Here is a 16,809-nt window from a genome sequence, read left to right on the forward strand (position 1 = left end):
ACAACCAGACAGGCGGATGCTTTGGCACAGCGGCTAACATCAACAGACCTGAAAGAGGCGCTTAGCGCCTGTGGGGTGCCCGATGGCGCCCCACTTGCTGTTGCAGTATCCGGTGGGCCTGACAGCCTGTGTCTTGTTCTGCTGGCATCTGAAATTGCCAATGTCGTCTGCCTGACAGTTGATCATGGACTGCGGCCAGAATCCGCAGCAGAGTCGGCAACCTTGGAAAAGCTGATGGCTGATAAAGGCATTCCCTGCCACAGGTTGGTCTGGCAAGGCAAGAAACCTGAAGCCAACATCCAGGCCGAGGCACGGATTGCTCGTTACCACTTGATGAACGATTGGTGCGTAGCAAACGGGGTTGGGTACCTGCTGACGGCCCACCACCAGGATGACCAGGCCGAGACACTGCTGCTTCGCTTGGCGCGGGGCAGCGGCGTATACGGCCTGGCTGCGATGCCGCCGACATCAAACATGCCGGGCACAGACGGGCGGATCACATTGGTGAGGCCGCTCCTCGGGGTTCCGAAGAAACAGCTTATGGCTACGCTTGAAGCCATGAAGGTTGGCTGGCTTGAAGATCCCAGCAACAAGGCCATGCAGTTTGACCGGGTAAAAGTGCGCTCGTTTCTGGAGAACCCGCCCCTTGAAGGGCTGCGGGCTGACCGCCTGGCTGCAACGGCGGGGCGCCTCAGGCGTACCCGGGATGCACTCGAATATTATGAAAACCGTTGGCTTACGGAGAACGTAGAATATCGGCATGACGGTACGCTGATGTTCGACCCTGCCGCGTTCGATTCGGTGCCTGAAGAAATTATGCTGCGGGCGATTGCCAGCATGTGTCGGACAGTCAGCGGTGAACGCTATGTGCCCAGAATGGAGAAGTTGGAGCGCGCCGCTGATGCGATGCGCGCACCAGGCTTTTCAGGGCTAACACTTTATGGTGTCCAGTTTATTCCTGTGTCGGGCACGCAAGTTCTGGCAACGCGGGAGCTGCGCGCAGCGCAGGGGCGAGTGCCCGTGGCAGAGGGCGGCAGCTGGGATAACCGTTTTGATATTTCAGCCAAGGGTGATATTGCAGGGCTGGAAATTGGGCCCCTTGGGCAAGAGGGGTGGAACAGGGCGCTGAAAGCGTGGCCGGATATCAGGCAGACAACCCTGCCGCTTGCGGCTCGGATCGTGTTGCCGGCGGTGTTCGACGGAGAAGATCCGTTGGCAGTTCCACACCTGGAAGTAGCCTTGGGCCGTGGAAATGCGGTAAGCTTGTCGCTTAAATCCCACGGTTGGCCGAAAAAGTAGCTTTATTGGCCGGTTCCCCCTTGCATGGAGGGTGGCCACGCTTATCTCTTGGGTAAGCATTTTTAAAGGAAGAATGCAGGATAAATGCATCTGACGCAGTCGCCGCCATAGGGGCGACATATGAAAGGCAGTTATAGTGAATGGTTTTATGAGAAACGCGCTGGTCTGGGGATTGATCATCCTTCTGCTGGTGACGCTTTACAATCTGTTTCAAGGCAATGCCCCGAAGGCGCCTGAGCTTGCCTATAGTGAGTTCGTGCAAGCGATAGAACAGGGCCGTGTGGACCGCGTTGAAAAGCAGGAACAGGATATCGTCGGCACCTATAAGGGGTCAGGCGAGAAATTTACCGTCACTGCACCTTTCATGATTGACGATAGCCTCTTGAGGCTCGCGATCGACAACGGCGTGACCTACAGGGAAATCAAACGTGAGGAAAATGGCCTCCTGAACGCGATGATCGGTTGGTTGCCGTTCATCCTGCTGATCGGGGTATGGATTTTCTTCATGCGACAGATGCAGGGCCGGTCCGGCGGTGGCGGGGCCATGGGCTTCGGCAAAAGCCGTGCACGCCTGCTGACGGAAAAACAAGGCCGGGTGACGTTTGAAGACGTGGCGGGTATTGAAGAAGCCAAGGAAGAGCTCGAGGAAATCGTGGACTTCCTGAAAGACCCGCAAAAGTTCCAGCGTCTGGGCGGCAAAATCCCGAAAGGTGCACTGCTCGTAGGCCCTCCTGGTACGGGTAAGACGCTTCTGGCGCGTGCCATTGCAGGCGAGGCAAATGTACCCTTCTTCACGATTTCGGGTTCTGACTTCGTTGAGATGTTCGTGGGCGTGGGCGCAAGCCGCGTGCGCGACATGTTCGAACAGGCCAAGAAAAACGCGCCTTGCATCATCTTCATTGACGAGATCGACGCTGTCGGTCGTCATCGGGGCGCGGGCCTTGGCGGCGGTAACGACGAGCGCGAGCAGACCCTGAACCAGCTCCTTGTTGAGATGGACGGCTTTGAAGCCAACGAGGGCATCATCATCCTGGCAGCGACCAACCGTCCAGACGTGCTGGACCCTGCGCTGCTGCGTCCGGGCCGCTTTGACCGTCAGGTTGTGGTACCAAATCCGGATATCGATGGCCGCGAGAAAATCCTTGGCGTGCACATCAAGAAGGTGCCACTGGCACCTGACGTGGATATCAATGTGATTGCGCGCGGCACCCCCGGTTTCTCAGGCGCTGACCTGATGAACCTGGTGAACGAAGCTGCACTTCTGGCAGCCCGCCGCGGTAAGAAAATTGTCGCGATGCAGGAATTCGAGGACGCCAAAGACAAGGTGATGATGGGTTCAGAGCGTCGCTCCATGGTCATGACTGATGACGAGAAAAAGCTGACAGCCTTCCACGAAGGCGGCCACGCTCTCGTCACGTTGCACTGTAAAGCGTCTGACCCGATCCATAAGGCAACCATCATCCCGCGCGGTCGTGCTTTGGGTATGGTGATGCGCCTGCCGGAGCGGGACGAATATTCCCAGAGCCGTGAGAAGATGCACGACAATCTGGCGATTGCCATGGGTGGTCGTGTGGCTGAGGAAATCGTCTTCGGTCACGACAAAGTCACCAGCGGCGCGTCAAGCGACATCCAGTATGCGACCAAACTGGCCCGGGCCATGGTGACCCAGTGGGGAATGTCAGACAAGCTTGGTCCGCTGCAGTATGCTGCCAACGAACAGGAAGTGTTCCTTGGGCACTCTGTGGCGCAGCAGCAGAATGTATCAGAAGCAACAGCTCAGATGATTGATGAAGAGATCAAGCGGTTCGTTGGTGAAGCCAATGATCGGGCCAAGAAGATCCTGACCGAACATCGTGATCATTTGGATATCATCGCCAACGCGCTTCTTGAATATGAGACGCTGTCTGGTGACGAGATCAAGAAGCTGATTGCTGGCGAAAAGATACGGACCGAACCAAAGAAGCCTAGCGGCAGGTCTGACGTGCCACCAGCGTCGCCTTCGGCTGTGCCAAGCGCCGGTATTGATCACGGCGAACCGCAGCCTGAAGGCTAACGGCCGGTGACGGTTGAAGCTTTAGAAAAATTGACCGACGGGGCGAGAGCATATCTCGTGCCCGTCGGTGCCGTTTGGGGGACCCTCCATGGGTTCAGTTCCGGTATTCCCGGGCTGTCTTTCCCGTCCTTCAGGCTGATCGTACGGGAAGGCGCCAAAATACAATTGGACCATACGGTACCAGCCGATAGCCTGGCGTCAGCGCTTGCGCCACTTCCTGAGGCCGTGCGCTCGCTGGCGGAAGCCCAGCTTGAACGCTATGCCGCACCGCGCCCACCCATGGCGCTGCCCGGCCGGGATGCACCGCTTGGATTCAGCCGTCCCCTGGTGATGGGAGTTCTCAATGTCACACCGGACAGCTTTTCTGACGGCGGCAAATTCCTGGACACGGACGCGGCCATAAGGCGCGCGCGCCAGATGCGGGCTGAAGGCGCCGACATCATCGATATTGGCGGCGAAAGCACGCGTCCTGGCGCAACCCCGGTATGGGAAGGCGAGGAGGCTGAGCGGATCGTGCCTGTGATCGAAGCGCTGGCAGCTGACGGCATCCCGTTGTCTGTCGATACGCGGCACTCCACCGTGATGACAAAGGCAGTGGATGCGGGCGCCCACATCATCAATGATGTATCGGCCCTGACGTATGACGGCGACAGCATGTCAGCAGCCGTGGCGACGGACGCACCGATCATCCTGATGCATTCCCAGGGCACCCCGAAGACCATGCAGGACGCGCCGGACTATGACAATGTGGTGCTGGACGTATACGACTATCTTGAAGACAGGATTGAGGCGTGTACCGCTGCTGGAATTGACCGCAGCCGATTGATCGTTGATCCGGGTATCGGATTTGGTAAGCGTGTGGTGCAGGATAACTTGGCCCTGATGAACGGCCTGGCCTTCTTTCACTCGCTGGGATGCCCGGTTCTGTTGGGGGCTTCACGCAAACGCTTCATTGGGGCGATCACGGGCGTCGAGGAGGCGGCTGAACGCATGCCGGGCTCGCTTGCCGCTGTGCTGAAAGGTGTTGAACAGGGCGTCCAGATTGTCCGGGTTCATGATGTGACCGAAACAGTTCAGGCGGTCAGGCTCTCGCAGGCCATGCATGATGCGGCCATGATGGGGGCAGGGGGATAACGCCTGACTAAATCGCCTTCCGAGTGGACGCTTGGGGCCGAACTGGTTACAATTGCCTTCAATTTTAAAATTCCATTCATTTGACTATTAGGGACTTGGGTATGAGCCGGAAATATTTTGGCACAGATGGCATGCGGGGTGAGGTCAACCAAGGCTTCATGACGCCCGATGTTGCGATGAAGGTGGGCCTGGCTGCAGGCCGGGTGTTTCGCCGTGGGGACCATGTGCACCGGGTGGTGATCGGCAAGGATACCAGGCGATCCGGCTATATGTATGAGCCAGCGCTGGCGGCTGGTTTCACCGCCGCCGGGATGGATGTGATCATGGTTGGTCCCATGCCAACCCCCGCGATTGCCATGCTGGTGAAAAGCTTGCGCGCGGACCTGGGTGTCATGATTTCCGCCAGCCATAACCCACACCAGGATAACGGCATTAAATTCTTCGGCCCTGATGGTTTCAAACTGTCGGATGAAACCGAGTTGGAAATTGAAGCACTGGTAGACAATGGTTTCCACAAGTCTTTGGTGCCTTCCGAAAAGCTGGGCCGGGCAACCCGCCTTGAGGACGCCCGCGGGCGCTATGTGGAATTTGCCAAAGCAACGGTTCCCAACGGCGTAACCTTCGACGGGCTGAAGGTGGTGGTGGATTGCGCCCACGGCGCGGCCTACCGAGTGGCCCCGATGGTGCTGTGGGAGTTGGGTGCAGATGTGATTTCAATTGGCGTTGACCCGAATGGCTTCAACATCAACAAGGAATGTGGTTCGACCCACCCTGATGCAATGTGCCAACGGGTGGTAGCTGAAGGCGCAGATCTTGGCATCGCATTGGACGGTGACGCAGACCGCCTGATCCTGTGCGACGAGACCGGTGCCATAGTGGACGGTGACCAGATCATGGCGCTCATCACACGCAATTGGCACAAGCGGGGCGTTTTGAAGGGCGGTGGGCTTGTGAGTACCGTTATGTCCAACTTGGGGCTCGAGCGCTTGCTGGAGGGCGAAGGCCTGACGCTGGAACGCACCAAGGTGGGTGACCGCTATGTGGTGGAGCGTATGCGCGAAAAAGGCTTTAACGTGGGCGGCGAACAAAGCGGCCATATTGTGTTAAGTGACTTTGCCACTACAGGAGACGGCCTGATTGCTGCCCTGCAGGTGATGACGGAAATTAAGCAATCTGACCATAAAGCCTCTGAAGCTTGCCGCCAGTTCCAACCTGTGCCGCAACTGTTGAAGAATGTCCGCTTCAAGGGCGGCGATCCGCTTGCAACTGGCCCGGTCAAGGCCTCTATAGCTGCCGCAGAAGCCGACCTGAACGGTACCGGGCGGTTGGTGATCCGTAAGTCGGGCACCGAACCGGTAATTCGCGTAATGGCGGAAGGTGATGACGAAGCCGTTGTGAACCGGGTGGTGGACCAGATTTGTGCCGAGATCGAAGCAAGCGCTTAACAGGAAGGCCAGACATCATGGAGCAGAGACCAAAGCAGATGGGCCGGGTACTGATTGTTGCCGGATCAGACAGCTCCGGTGGTGCAGGCCTGCAGGCTGACATCAAAACGGTGACCATGCTGGGGCAGTATGCCGCAACAGCCGTGACGGCTGTGACCACGCAAAGCACTAAGGGCGTGACAGACGTAGAGGCCATGGCGCCGGGTATTGTGGCCTCGCAGATGCGGGCTGTGCTGTCCGACATCGGCGCGGATGTAATCAAGACCGGTATGTTGCACGACAAAGCAGTGATTGAGACCGTGCTGGCTGTGATTGATGACGTGGCCTTTGATGGCGACCTGGTTGTTGACCCCGTGATGGTGGCGACAAGTGGTAGTATGCTGTTGCAGAAGGACGCTGTTGCATCGTTCAAGACACTGATTGCCCATGCTAGCCTTGTCACACCCAACGCCAATGAGGCGGAAGTGCTGACCGGCCGACTGATCAATACGGTGGACGACATGATCGCGGCTGCGAATGATATTCTGGATACAGGTGCAGAGGCTGTCCTGATCAAGGGCGGGCATCTTGAAGGCGCAACTTCGACGGATGTACTGGTGAGTGCGAAAGGCGAATGCCGTATTACAAGTGATCGCATCGACACCACAAATACCCACGGTACTGGCTGCACGCTCGCAAGCGCTGTTGCCGCGCTTTTGTCCGCAGGGCTGACCCTGGAAGCCGCTTTTGAAAAAGCTCACACCTTCGTCCATATGGCTATCAAGGCCGCGCCTGGCTTTGGCGGTGGTCATGGCCCGCTTGGGCACGCACGCGTACGTCTGGATATTGACTGATGGACCTGTTCTACCGGACGCGCGGCGACGGACCACCTCTTGTGATGTTGCATGGCCTTTTCGGGTCAGGGGACAACTTGGGCGGCTTGGCCCGCGCGATGGAAAATGAGTTCCGCATGGTGATGGTGGACCACCGTAACCATGGCCGCAGCCCCCATGTGCCCACCAACAGCTATGGCGAAATGGCCGAAGATATTCTTGACGTGATGGACCGTGAAGGCATCGATAAGGCGCACGTTTTTGGCCATTCCATGGGCGGCAAGGTGGCCATGCAAATGGCGCTGCTTGCGCCGGACCGGGTGGACCGCATGGTGGTAGGGGATATCTCGCCTGTTGCCTATAGCCACCACCATGACACCATTCTTGAAGGTATGGGGAAAGTGGCAGATGCTGCCCCGCAAGACAGGGCCGGGGCCGAGGCCATTTTGACCTCTTATGTTCAGGAACCTGACGTGCTCAGTTTCCTGCTGACCAACTGGCGACGTGGGAATGATGGCACCTGGCGCTGGCGCTTGAATATTGATGCCATTCGCGATGACTACGGTTCAATCAGCGCAGCTGTTGAAGGGGACCCGGTGGATACGCCAGTTCTGTTCCTGCGAGGCGGCGACTCCGATTATGTGACGGCCGAGCATCGGGACGCGATCCTGAAACTTTTCCCTAAAGCCACTGTGCGCTCAGTGGAAGGCACGGGACACTGGCTTCATGCAGAAAAACCTGATCTGGTGGCGCGTGTGATAACACGTTTTTTGAAAGATGAACTTTAAACAGGAACTGGGTGTGAAACGTCTGAAGGCAGTAATTCTCGGCGGTATTTTGGGGGCAGCTCTTTTGGGTGGCATGGCTGGCGCACAGGCTGCCGGCCTGATCCCGGACTTTGAAAAAGAGTTCCTGAACGAGGTGGAAACCAACAAGGTGCCCGGTGCGGCTTACGCGATTATCAAGGGTGGTCGCGTGGTGGCCGTGAAGGTGTATGGCACGCGTGCGGTGGACGCTGATTTGCCGGTCACCAGCCAGACAGTATTCCGCCTTGCGTCTGTCTCGAAGACGTTCGCGGCAGACCTTGCGGCAATTCTGGCGAAAGAGGGCAAGCTTGACCTTGAGGCACCCGTGACAAAGTTCGTGCCCGCACTTGAATTCAAATCAAATGGGTTTGCCAACAAGGTAAAGCTGAAGCATCTTTTGAGCCACAGCGCCGGTATCACCCCAAATGCCTATGACAATATGCTCGAGGATGGCTGGGCACTTGATAAGATTGTTCCCCGGTTTGACCGGATCGAGCCCATGTGCCAGCCGGGGGATTGTTACGGCTATCAGAACATCCTGTTTAGCTTGATTGAGCCGGCCATTGAGCAGGCGACAGGTAAAAGCTATCCGTCGCTGGTGGAAAGCAGACTTCTGAAGCCGCTCGGCATGCAGCATGCCTCGCTAGGGCTGGAGGCTTACCTTTCCACAGCGAACCGGGCTGAACCCCATATTTTCACGCGCCGGAACGGTTGGATCAGGGTGATGGTGGACCGGAATTATTACCGGGTGGCGCCAGCCGCCGGCGTGAATGCCAGCATCGAAGATCTGGCTAAATGGGTTGTGGCCCAGATGGGGTATAACGACGCGGTGTTGCCGACACCTGTCCTTGAAATGGTGACAGAGAAACGCGTGGATACATCGCGTGAACTCAGGCGCCGCGGTTGGCGTGGCAAACTGACAGACGCACATTATGGTTTCGGCTGGCGCATCTATGCCGTTGATGGCCATGATGTTGTGCTGCATGCAGGAGGTGTGAAGGGGTTCAGGACATTCGTATCCTACTCAAAAGACCTGGACCTTGGCTTTGCTATCATGGCGAATGCGCAGACCAGTGCAGTTGAGCGTCTATCTTCCCGCTTCTGGGTGGCAGCGCTTGATGAATTTGAGACTTCTACGAGTCGTTAGTCATGACAAAGTCGGTTCACCTTGTTCCCCACCGCACCAGCTGGAAGGCTGCTTTTGATGAACAGGTGCCGGTAATTCGGCATGCGCTGGGGAACAATGCCGTGTGCATTGCCCACATAGGTAGCACGGCAATTCCAGGGATCTTGGCCAAGCCCATTATCGATATTCTTGTTGAAGTGGCTGATGTTGATGCTGTTGACGAAGCAACGCCTGCAATGCTTGAGGCCGGGTTTGAAGCCAAAGGCGAATACGGCATACCGGGACGTCGCTATTTCCGCCTAACGGACGGAGAAGGGCGCCGTACCCACCATGTTCACGTGTTTGAAAAAGGAAGTCATCATGCTGTGCGGCATGTCGCCTTCCGTGATTTCATGCGGGCACATCCGGAAATGGCTCAGGCCTATTCAGACCTGAAGGCCAACCTGGCTGAAATGCCGGGCCCGGCCTATCAGGACGCCAAAAGCGCATTCGTTGAAGAAATACAGGCGATCGCGCTTAAATGGGTGGAAGTCCTGGAAAGCTAAATTGGAGTTGATTCAGGACAGAGCTTTTTAGTATTCTGAGGTGCTAGCCAGGAGAATGTTATGACTAGCACTTTACCCAGCCAGCACGTTACTTTCATTGAGAAAGCACGTGAATTCTTTTCCAATGATCATAGATTTGAGGCCTTGTTAGGCGGTGGCTCCCTTGTGCATGGAGGCTTTGACGAGCATTCTGACCTCGACTTGGTCATTATTGTCAAAGAAGAGTTTTATCCGGAAGTGATGGAGAGTCGAAGGGCTCTCGCAGAATCTGTTGATGTCCTTGTGTCCGCGTTTACGGGCGAGCATGTGGGCGAACCCCGGCTTTTGATATGTCTCTATCAAAACGCTCTTCTCCATGTGGATATGAAGTTTGTGACCGTGTCCGACCTGGATGCCAGGATTGAAATACCAGCCGTTCTGTGGGCGCGTAACATGGACCTTATTCAGCAAAAACTGGATGCAGCCATTATTGAATGGCCTAACCAGTCGCCGCAATGGTTCGAAGACCGGGCTTGGATTTGGTTGCACTACGCAATAACGAAGGCGATGCGATGCGAGTTTTATGAAGCGATCGGCATGCTTTCATTCTTTCGAGATCAAGTGTTGGGGCCAATGATTCACCGTCGCCATGGGCAAAACCAACGTGGCGTTCGGCGTATCGAAGAAATTGGAGGCGCTATGCTTGCCGCCACAGTCCCCGCTTGTTGCGCGAAGTCTGTGAGGAGTGCCATTCATGCCTCAATGGAGCTGTATCTGGAGCTGAGAGAGGACCAGGTGCCGGAAAAAATAACTAACGGCATGCCGGAAGGCCTGTGTGACCTGTACCCCTTACATGCGGTATAATAACTGGGTGTGACGTCGGGGCGGCCAGTTTCCTTGGCTGCCCCACTATTTGCTTAATGCTTCAGACTAATCCCCGGTAACCATAGGGCCACCACCTCGGGGTGCGCGACCGCCTTTACCGCCTCGGCCGCCTGGGCCACGGCCTTCAGCGCCGCCTGCGCCCATCTGCATGTCACGCATCATAGCCATGGCTTCCGGCGGGCTGATATAGCAGTCACCGTCATTATCCGCATTCAGGAACTGGCTGTGGGGCACGGCCACCAGTTCTTCCAGTTCCACGGCAGCGGTGCCGTTTGTATCCACGCGCAGGAAATCGAAGAACATGAAACTTTTGTCTTCGAATTTCGCGTGGCGATACTCACCTGAGACCAGCTTGCCGTCTTTGTTTTCGTCCAGCACGCGGAACAGGCGGCTGCGCTGGACATTGATGTCTTCGCAGGTGGCTTCGCCGTCCCCGTTATAGTCCCAGCGTTCAACATACTGGCGGTAAACTTGTTGCACCCGTTCTGCATGTGCTGCTGGGTTCATGTCCATCTGCGGCGGGCCGCTGCGACCACGGTCCGGCCCGCTTGCACAGGCACCGAGGCCAAAGGCAGCTCCAAAGATGATGAAGTGAATGGGGCGTACGCGCATTGTTTTCCTCCAACTGATTGTGACCGGGCAGGGCCGGCGGTTGAAGGTGATACGGGGCTTGGACGCGAACCCTTCGAAAGGCGGAAGAAAACAAGGGGCCGATGAAGGCCCCTTGTCAGTCTGATTAACGTCCTGTAAATATGTAGACGATATATTTGACTATATCTTGAATGAAAGAGAGTGGTTTCCTTGGCTGGGGGCTGCTCTCTTTTTCGTTGACTATCACAGTTACGTTAATCGTCCTCTCTGGTTCACTCATTACAGTTTCCTTTCGTCTCGGAACCGAGAACAAAGATACCATAAGCGTAAACCAGTCTGATTAAATTCTCATGAACAGATTCGCACCTCCAAGAAGTGCTAGAGCTTGCAGCTAGGCTCACTGGCCTTGATCGTTTAACCCTTCGGAATCCTGACTATTTTTCAGGCGTGAAATATCGTTACAAAAACTTCTGTGTCCTGACACAAATCTTTCGTTGACTTTGGCGCCTATATCGCTAGTTTCCGGCCTTGGTAGTTCCCCCAACTGGGAACCAGCTGTCTGTGAGGTCGGCATAAACCCTTGGGACACGCCTCCCCAACGAGGCGCTTACTATCTGGAAGGATAGCGATATGACAAAGCCTATCACGGCACCTGCACGGCCTGAGTTCAGCTCTGGCCCATGTGCAAAGCGTCCAGGTTGGAGCGTGGACGCGCTTAATGACGCCCTCACAGGGCGGTCTCACCGGTCTAAGCCTGGCAAGGCCAAGCTGAAATACGCCATCGATAAAACTCGTGAAGTTCTGGGTGTACCTGCGGACTACCGCATCGGTATTGTGCCCGGTTCCGACACCGGCGCCGTTGAAATGGCGCTCTGGTCGCTTCTGGGTGCGCGCGGCGTTGATATGCTTGCCTGGGAAAGCTTTGGCTCTGGCTGGGTAACAGATGTTGCCAAACAGCTGAAACTTGAAAAAGTACGCCTGTTTGATGCGGATTACGGCAACTTGCCGGATCTGGACGCGGTCGATTTCGACAATGACGTTGTCTTCACCTGGAACGGCACCACCAGTGGTGTGAAAGTGCCAAACGGTGACTGGATCGACGACGACCGCAAGGGCCTTACCATCTGCGACGCCACCTCGGCCGCTTTCGCGATGGACCTGCCTTTCGACAAACTCGATGTTGTAACCTACAGCTGGCAGAAAGTGCTGGGCGGCGAAGCAGCCCACGGCGTGATCATCCTCAGCCCGCGTGCTGTTGAGCGCCTTGAAAGCTACACGCCTGCATGGCCGCTGCCGAAAATCTTCCGCCTGACCAAAGGTGGCAAGCTGATCGAAGGCATCTTCGTGGGCGAAACCATCAACACCCCATCCATGATCTGTGTTGAAGACTATATCGACGCGCTTGAGTGGGCCGATGGCCTTGGTGGCCTGAAGGGCCTGATCGCCAAGTCCGAAGCCAACCTGAAGGTTCTGGAGGACTGGGCAGAGCAAACCGAATGGGTTGATTTCCTGGCGGCTGACAAAGCCACCCGGTCCAACACCAGTGTGTGTCTGAAGGTTGTGGACCCATGGTTCCGGGGCCTGGATGCAGAAGCGCAGGCGGCTGTGCCGAAGAAGCTGGCCTCCATTCTGGACGCTGAAGGCGTGGCCTATGACATCGGTGCCTACCGCGATGCCCCTCCGGGCCTTCGCATCTGGACCGGTGCTACAGTTGAAGCCGCAGACCTTAAGGCCCTGACCGCGTGGCTCGATTGGGCCTACGCGGAAGCCAAAGCAGCGCATTCGTAGAAGATTTGTATCCGGGGCCCGGCAAGCGCCGTGCGGCCCCGGCTGTTTCCCAACAGAGAAAAGACATCAGAGAAGGACCAATCATGCCTAAGGTGCTGATTTCCGATAAAATGAGCCCACTTGCCGAACAGACTTTCAAAGATCGCGGCGTGGAAGTTGACTATAAGCCCGGCCTGGATAAGGACGAGCTTCTGAAAATTATTGGTGACTATGATGGCCTGGCCATCCGGTCTTCGACCAAAGTTACCCCGAAAATCCTTGAAGCCGCCAAGAACCTGAAGGTTGTTGGCCGTGCCGGTATCGGTGTGGATAATGTGGACGTGCCAGCCGCCACCAACGCCGGTGTGGTGGTGATGAACACGCCTTTCGGTAACTCCATCACGACAGCTGAGCATGCGATCGCCATGATGATGGCGCTGGTGCGCCAGATCCCGCAGGCCAATGCATCCACGCATGCCGGCAAGTGGGAAAAGTCCAAATTCATGGGCATGGAAATCACCGGCAAGACGCTTGGCCTGATCGGTTGCGGCAACATCGGTTCCGTGGTGGCAGAGCGTGCACTGGGCCTGAAGATGAAGGTTGTTGCCTATGATCCGTTCCTGGCGCCAGAGCGTGCGGCGGACCTGGGCATCGCCAAGGTTGAGCTGGATGACGTGTTCGCCAAAGCGGACGTGATCACGCTTCACACCCCGCTGACTGACCAGACGCGCGGTGTTGTGGGCGCTGAAGCCTTCAAGAAAATGAAGGACGGTGTTCGCATCGTGAACTGTGCCCGTGGTGGCCTGATCGACGAAGCAGCGCTTCTCGATGCGCTCAACAGCGGCAAGGTGGCTGGTGCCGCCCTCGACGTGTTCGAGGTTGAGCCTGCAACCGACAACCCGCTGTTCGGCCATGACAATGTCATCTGTACGCCGCACCTTGGCGCAAGCACGACCGAAGCACAGGTCAATGTGGCCCTTCAGGTTGCTGAACAGATGTCCGATTACCTGCTGACCGGCGGTGTCACCAACGCCCTCAATATGCCGTCGCTTTCCGCTGAGGAAGCACCGAAGCTGAAGCCCTATATGGCGCTTGCTGAACAGATCGGTGGTTTCGCTGGCCAGCTGACAGAACATGGCCTGAAGCGTATCATGGTAGAATATGAGGGCGCAGTTGCCGAGCTGAATACCAAGCCACTGACGGCTGTTGTGCTTGAAGGCCTTCTGTCGCCGCTGATGTCCAGCGTTAACATGGTCAACGCGCCTGTGATCGCGAAAGAACGCAACATCCAGGTAACGGAAGTGAAGCATGACCGTGAAGGCGACTATCACACGCTGATCAAGCTGACGGTTGAAACCGAAAAGCAGACCCGGACCGTAACCGGCACGCTGTTCGCCAACCACGCACCGCGGATTGTGGAAGTCAACGGCGTGCGCCTTGAAGCTGAGGTCGAGCCAAACATGCTCTATGTCATCAACGATGACAAACCTGGCTTCATCGGTGCGCTGGGGTCGCTTCTGGGTTACAACGGTGTGAACATCGCAACCTTTGCGCTGGGCCGTAAGATCGAGGGCGAAGAGGCCGTGTGTCTGGTGTCGGTTGACCAGCCGGTTCAGGATATTGTTCTTGACCAGGTGACCGCGCTCGCGCATGTACGGCAGGCAAAACGTCTGACGTTCTAAAATTAACGAGAGGGGCCACGTTTAGTGGTCAATTGACACGTGAATGGTCCAATGAAACAGATGGCGGGTGGTGCATACGCCCGTCAGGCACTTTTGCCGGAAGGCTTTCGTGATCAACTGGCACCCAAGGCTGAACAAGAAGCAGCTTTGGTGCGCGGTCTGGTGGATACATTCCTGTCGCATGGATACGACCGTGTGGCCCCGCCTCTTGTCGAATATGAAGACAGCCTGCTGGTTGGTGCAGGGAAAACCCGCGCCAAGCAGATGTTCCGTCTGATGGACCCGGATACCCAGCGCATGATGGCAGTGCGGGCCGACATGACCATGCAGATGGCACGGCTTGCCAGCACGCGACTTGCGGATGCACCGCGCCCGCTCAGGCTTGCCTACACAGGGAATGTGCTCCGGACCAAGGGCAGCCAGCTTCGCCCCACCCGCCAGTTTGTGCAGGCGGGCGTTGAGCTGGTGGGCAGTCCCAGCCTTGAGGCTGAACTTGAAGTGATCGCAGTTGCCGTTGAAGCGCTTGCAGCTGTCGGCATTGGTGAGCTGTCGCTGGACCTGACGGTTGCGCCCCTTGTTGCCATGATGTGTGACCAGCATAGGCTTGCGGGTGACGTGCGGGAAGGCGTGATGGCAGCCCTTGAAGCCAAGGATATCGGTGGCCTCGCGGTACTGCCTGATGCAAGCCGGGCTGCGTTTGAGAAACTGCTGCAGGCCGCGGGCCCAGCCAAGCAGGCGAATGAAATGCTTTCTGGACTGGAGCTCAAGGGCGACGCCGGCAAGCTTGTTGCCCGCCTCAGCCGCCTGACTGAAATGGTCGCTGACCGGTTGCCAGACCTGTCGCTGACAATCGACCCGTGCGAAAGCCATGGGTTCGAATATAAAAGCGGAATCGGATTCGCGCTCTTTGCCAAGGGTGGCGAGGGCGAGCTGGGCCGCGGTGGGCGCTACATGGTGCCCCATCCTGACGGCCATGAAGAGGAAGCAACAGGATTTTCTGTCTATCTGGATAGCCTGATGAAGGCGCTGCCAGCAGCTGAAAAGACCGATCATGTTTTCCTGCCTTTTGGCACAAAATCCAGTGATGGCAATAAGTTGCGCGTCGAGGGCTGGCGTACGGTACAGGGCCTTGATGCGGGCGCTGACCCGCTTGTGGAAGCAAAGCGCCTTGGCTGCAGCCATATCTTGCTTGATGAACGGGTTCGACCCGTATAAAAGCTCTGTTTTTAAGAGACCAGTAAAGGGGATTTCGCATGGGCAACGTTGTTGTCGTCGGTAGCCAATGGGGCGATGAAGGCAAAGGCAAGATTGTCGATTGGCTTTCAGAACGCGCTGATGTGGTGGTGCGCTTCCAGGGCGGGCATAATGCCGGCCATACGCTCGTAATCGACGGAAACGTCTACAAGCTGTCCCTGCTGCCATCCGGCATTGTCCGCGGCGGCAAAACAAGCGTTATCGGTAACGGTGTGGTTGTTGATCCTTGGGCGCTCCTCAAGGAAATGGAAACACTGCGCGGGCAGGGCGTTGATATCACGCCTGAATCGCTGCAGATTGCAGCCAATGCTACCATGATCATGCCGTACCACCGCGAGTTGGATGCCATCCGTGAAGACGCCACCAAAGGTGTCAAGATCGGCACTACGCGCCGCGGCATCGGCCCAGCCTATGAGGACAAGGTTGGTCGCCGTGCGATCCGTGTGTGCGACCTTCAGTCCCGTGCGATGGTTGAAGCCCGCCTTGAAGTCGCTCTCACGCACCATAATGCTGTTCGTCGCGGTCTTGGCCACGAAGAAATCGACAGCAAGGAAATGGCTGACGAGCTGATGGCAATGGCGTCTGAAATTCTGCCATACGTAACCAATGTCTGGCGCACGCTTGATGACGCCGACAAGGCGGGCAAGAAGGTGTTGTTTGAGGGCGCGCAGGGCACGCTTCTGGACGTTGACCACGGTACTTACCCATTTGTGACGTCATCCAACACGATTGCAGGCCAGGCAGCTGGTGGCTCCGGCATGGGCCCATCGTCACTTGGCTACGTGCTGGGGATTACCAAAGCCTATACGACACGTGTTGGCTCCGGCCCGTTCCCAACAGAACAGGAAAACGAGATTGGCCAGTATCTGGGCGAAAAGGGCCATGAGTTTGGTACTGTAACTGGTCGGTCCCGTCGTTGTGGCTGGTTTGATGCAGTATTGGTGCGCCAGAGCCTGACGATTGGCGGTGTCACGGGTATTGCCCTGACCAAGTTGGACGTTCTGGACGGTATGGACGAACTGAAGGTCTGTGTCGGCTACAAGCACAAAGGCGAAGTGATCGACTATCTGCCATACGGTATGGAAGATCAGGCCGACGTTGAGCCGGTTTACGAGACGCTTGAAGGCTGGAAAGACAGCACGTTCGGCGCGCGCAGCTGGGCCGACCTCCCTGCGACAGCAGTGAAATATATCCGTCGTATTGAAGAATTGATCGGTGTGCCAGTGGCACTCCTGTCTACCAGCCCTGAGCGCGACGATACAATTCTGGTGCGGGATCCTTTCCTGGACTAATGCGATTGCAATAATCAGCGCTTAAGCAAAAAAGACACAAAACGCCGCTAACTCCCCGGAGCAGCGGCGTTTTTTTTGTGAATATGTTGCATCTTTGAGCAATATGATTTTAATTTGTTAACTGTATTCCTGCATAAGG

The 16,809-nt window shown here is 56.6% G+C and carries 14 protein-coding genes; 13 read left to right on the top strand and 1 reads right to left on the bottom strand.

Annotated elements, in window-relative coordinates:
• Positions 1–21 precede the first annotated feature (21 nt).
• The 9 genes from tilS (at position 22) to B3Z17_RS00680 (ending at position 10,063) form a co-directional block, all read left to right on the top strand.
• Positions 22–1,299 (top strand): tRNA lysidine(34) synthetase TilS, encoded by a 1,278-nt coding sequence (tilS, locus tag B3Z17_RS00640; protein ID WP_286828121.1) that lies wholly within the window; start codon positions 22–24, stop codon positions 1,297–1,299.
• A gap of 148 nt (positions 1,300–1,447) precedes the next feature.
• Positions 1,448–3,352, top strand: coding sequence for an ATP-dependent zinc metalloprotease FtsH (ftsH, locus tag B3Z17_RS00645; protein ID WP_286828122.1), 1,905 nt, complete (start codon positions 1,448–1,450; stop codon positions 3,350–3,352).
• Positions 3,353–3,409: 57 nt separating this feature from the next.
• A complete protein-coding gene (folP, locus tag B3Z17_RS00650; RefSeq protein ID WP_286828123.1) occupies positions 3,410–4,486 on the top strand; it encodes a dihydropteroate synthase in 1,077 nt (358 codons plus the stop codon).
• Positions 4,487–4,587: 101 nt separating this feature from the next.
• Positions 4,588–5,931, top strand: coding sequence for a phosphoglucosamine mutase (glmM, locus tag B3Z17_RS00655; protein WP_286828124.1), 1,344 nt, complete (start codon positions 4,588–4,590; stop codon positions 5,929–5,931).
• Between the two features lie 17 nt (positions 5,932–5,948).
• Positions 5,949–6,764 carry a bifunctional hydroxymethylpyrimidine kinase/phosphomethylpyrimidine kinase gene (gene thiD / locus B3Z17_RS00660; RefSeq protein ID WP_286828125.1) on the top strand — a complete coding sequence of 272 codons (816 nt, stop codon included), beginning with the start codon at positions 5,949–5,951 and terminating at the stop codon, positions 6,762–6,764.
• Entirely contained in the window at positions 6,764–7,531 is a 768-nt protein-coding gene (locus tag B3Z17_RS00665; RefSeq protein ID WP_286828126.1) for an alpha/beta fold hydrolase, read from the top strand. The genes thiD and B3Z17_RS00665 overlap by 1 nt, the downstream gene beginning before the upstream one ends.
• 13 nt (positions 7,532–7,544) lie before the next feature.
• Positions 7,545–8,696: a serine hydrolase domain-containing protein gene (locus tag B3Z17_RS00670; protein WP_286828127.1), complete on the top strand. Its 1,152-nt coding sequence runs from the start codon at positions 7,545–7,547 to the stop codon at positions 8,694–8,696.
• 2 nt (positions 8,697–8,698) lie between these two features.
• The gene (locus B3Z17_RS00675; protein ID WP_286828128.1) at positions 8,699–9,220 is read left to right on the top strand and encodes a GrpB family protein; all 522 of its coding nucleotides are present in this window, start codon (positions 8,699–8,701) and stop codon (positions 9,218–9,220) included.
• Between the two features lie 60 nt (positions 9,221–9,280).
• Complete coding sequence (locus B3Z17_RS00680; protein ID WP_286828129.1) at positions 9,281–10,063, top strand: nucleotidyltransferase domain-containing protein; 783 nt, start codon at positions 9,281–9,283, stop codon at positions 10,061–10,063.
• A gap of 66 nt (positions 10,064–10,129) precedes the next feature.
• Here B3Z17_RS00680 and B3Z17_RS00685 read toward each other — a convergent pair whose 3' ends face one another.
• Complete coding sequence (locus B3Z17_RS00685; protein ID WP_286828130.1) at positions 10,130–10,696, bottom strand: hypothetical protein; 567 nt, start codon at positions 10,694–10,696, stop codon at positions 10,130–10,132.
• Positions 10,697–11,305: 609 nt separating this feature from the next.
• Between B3Z17_RS00685 and B3Z17_RS00690 the strand changes: the two genes are divergently transcribed.
• From B3Z17_RS00690 to B3Z17_RS00705, 4 genes are all read left to right on the top strand, one after another.
• On the top strand, positions 11,306–12,463 hold the full coding sequence (locus tag B3Z17_RS00690) for a phosphoserine transaminase (protein ID WP_286828131.1): 1,158 nt from the start codon (positions 11,306–11,308) through the stop codon (positions 12,461–12,463).
• An 83-nt stretch (positions 12,464–12,546) separates the two neighbouring features.
• Positions 12,547–14,124: a phosphoglycerate dehydrogenase gene (gene serA / locus B3Z17_RS00695; RefSeq protein WP_286828132.1), complete on the top strand. Its 1,578-nt coding sequence runs from the start codon at positions 12,547–12,549 to the stop codon at positions 14,122–14,124.
• 51 nt (positions 14,125–14,175) lie between these two features.
• Positions 14,176–15,339, top strand: a complete 1,164-nt coding sequence (locus B3Z17_RS00700; protein WP_286828133.1) for an ATP phosphoribosyltransferase regulatory subunit — start codon at positions 14,176–14,178, stop codon at positions 15,337–15,339.
• Between the two features lie 38 nt (positions 15,340–15,377).
• Entirely contained in the window at positions 15,378–16,670 is a 1,293-nt protein-coding gene (locus B3Z17_RS00705; protein ID WP_286828134.1) for an adenylosuccinate synthase, read from the top strand.
• The last annotated feature ends 139 nt before the right edge of the window (positions 16,671–16,809 follow it).

The sequence above is a fragment of the Kordiimonas sp. UBA4487 genome (genome assembly GCF_002389025.1).
Lineage (GTDB): Bacteria > Pseudomonadota > Alphaproteobacteria > Sphingomonadales > Kordiimonadaceae > Kordiimonas > Kordiimonas lacus.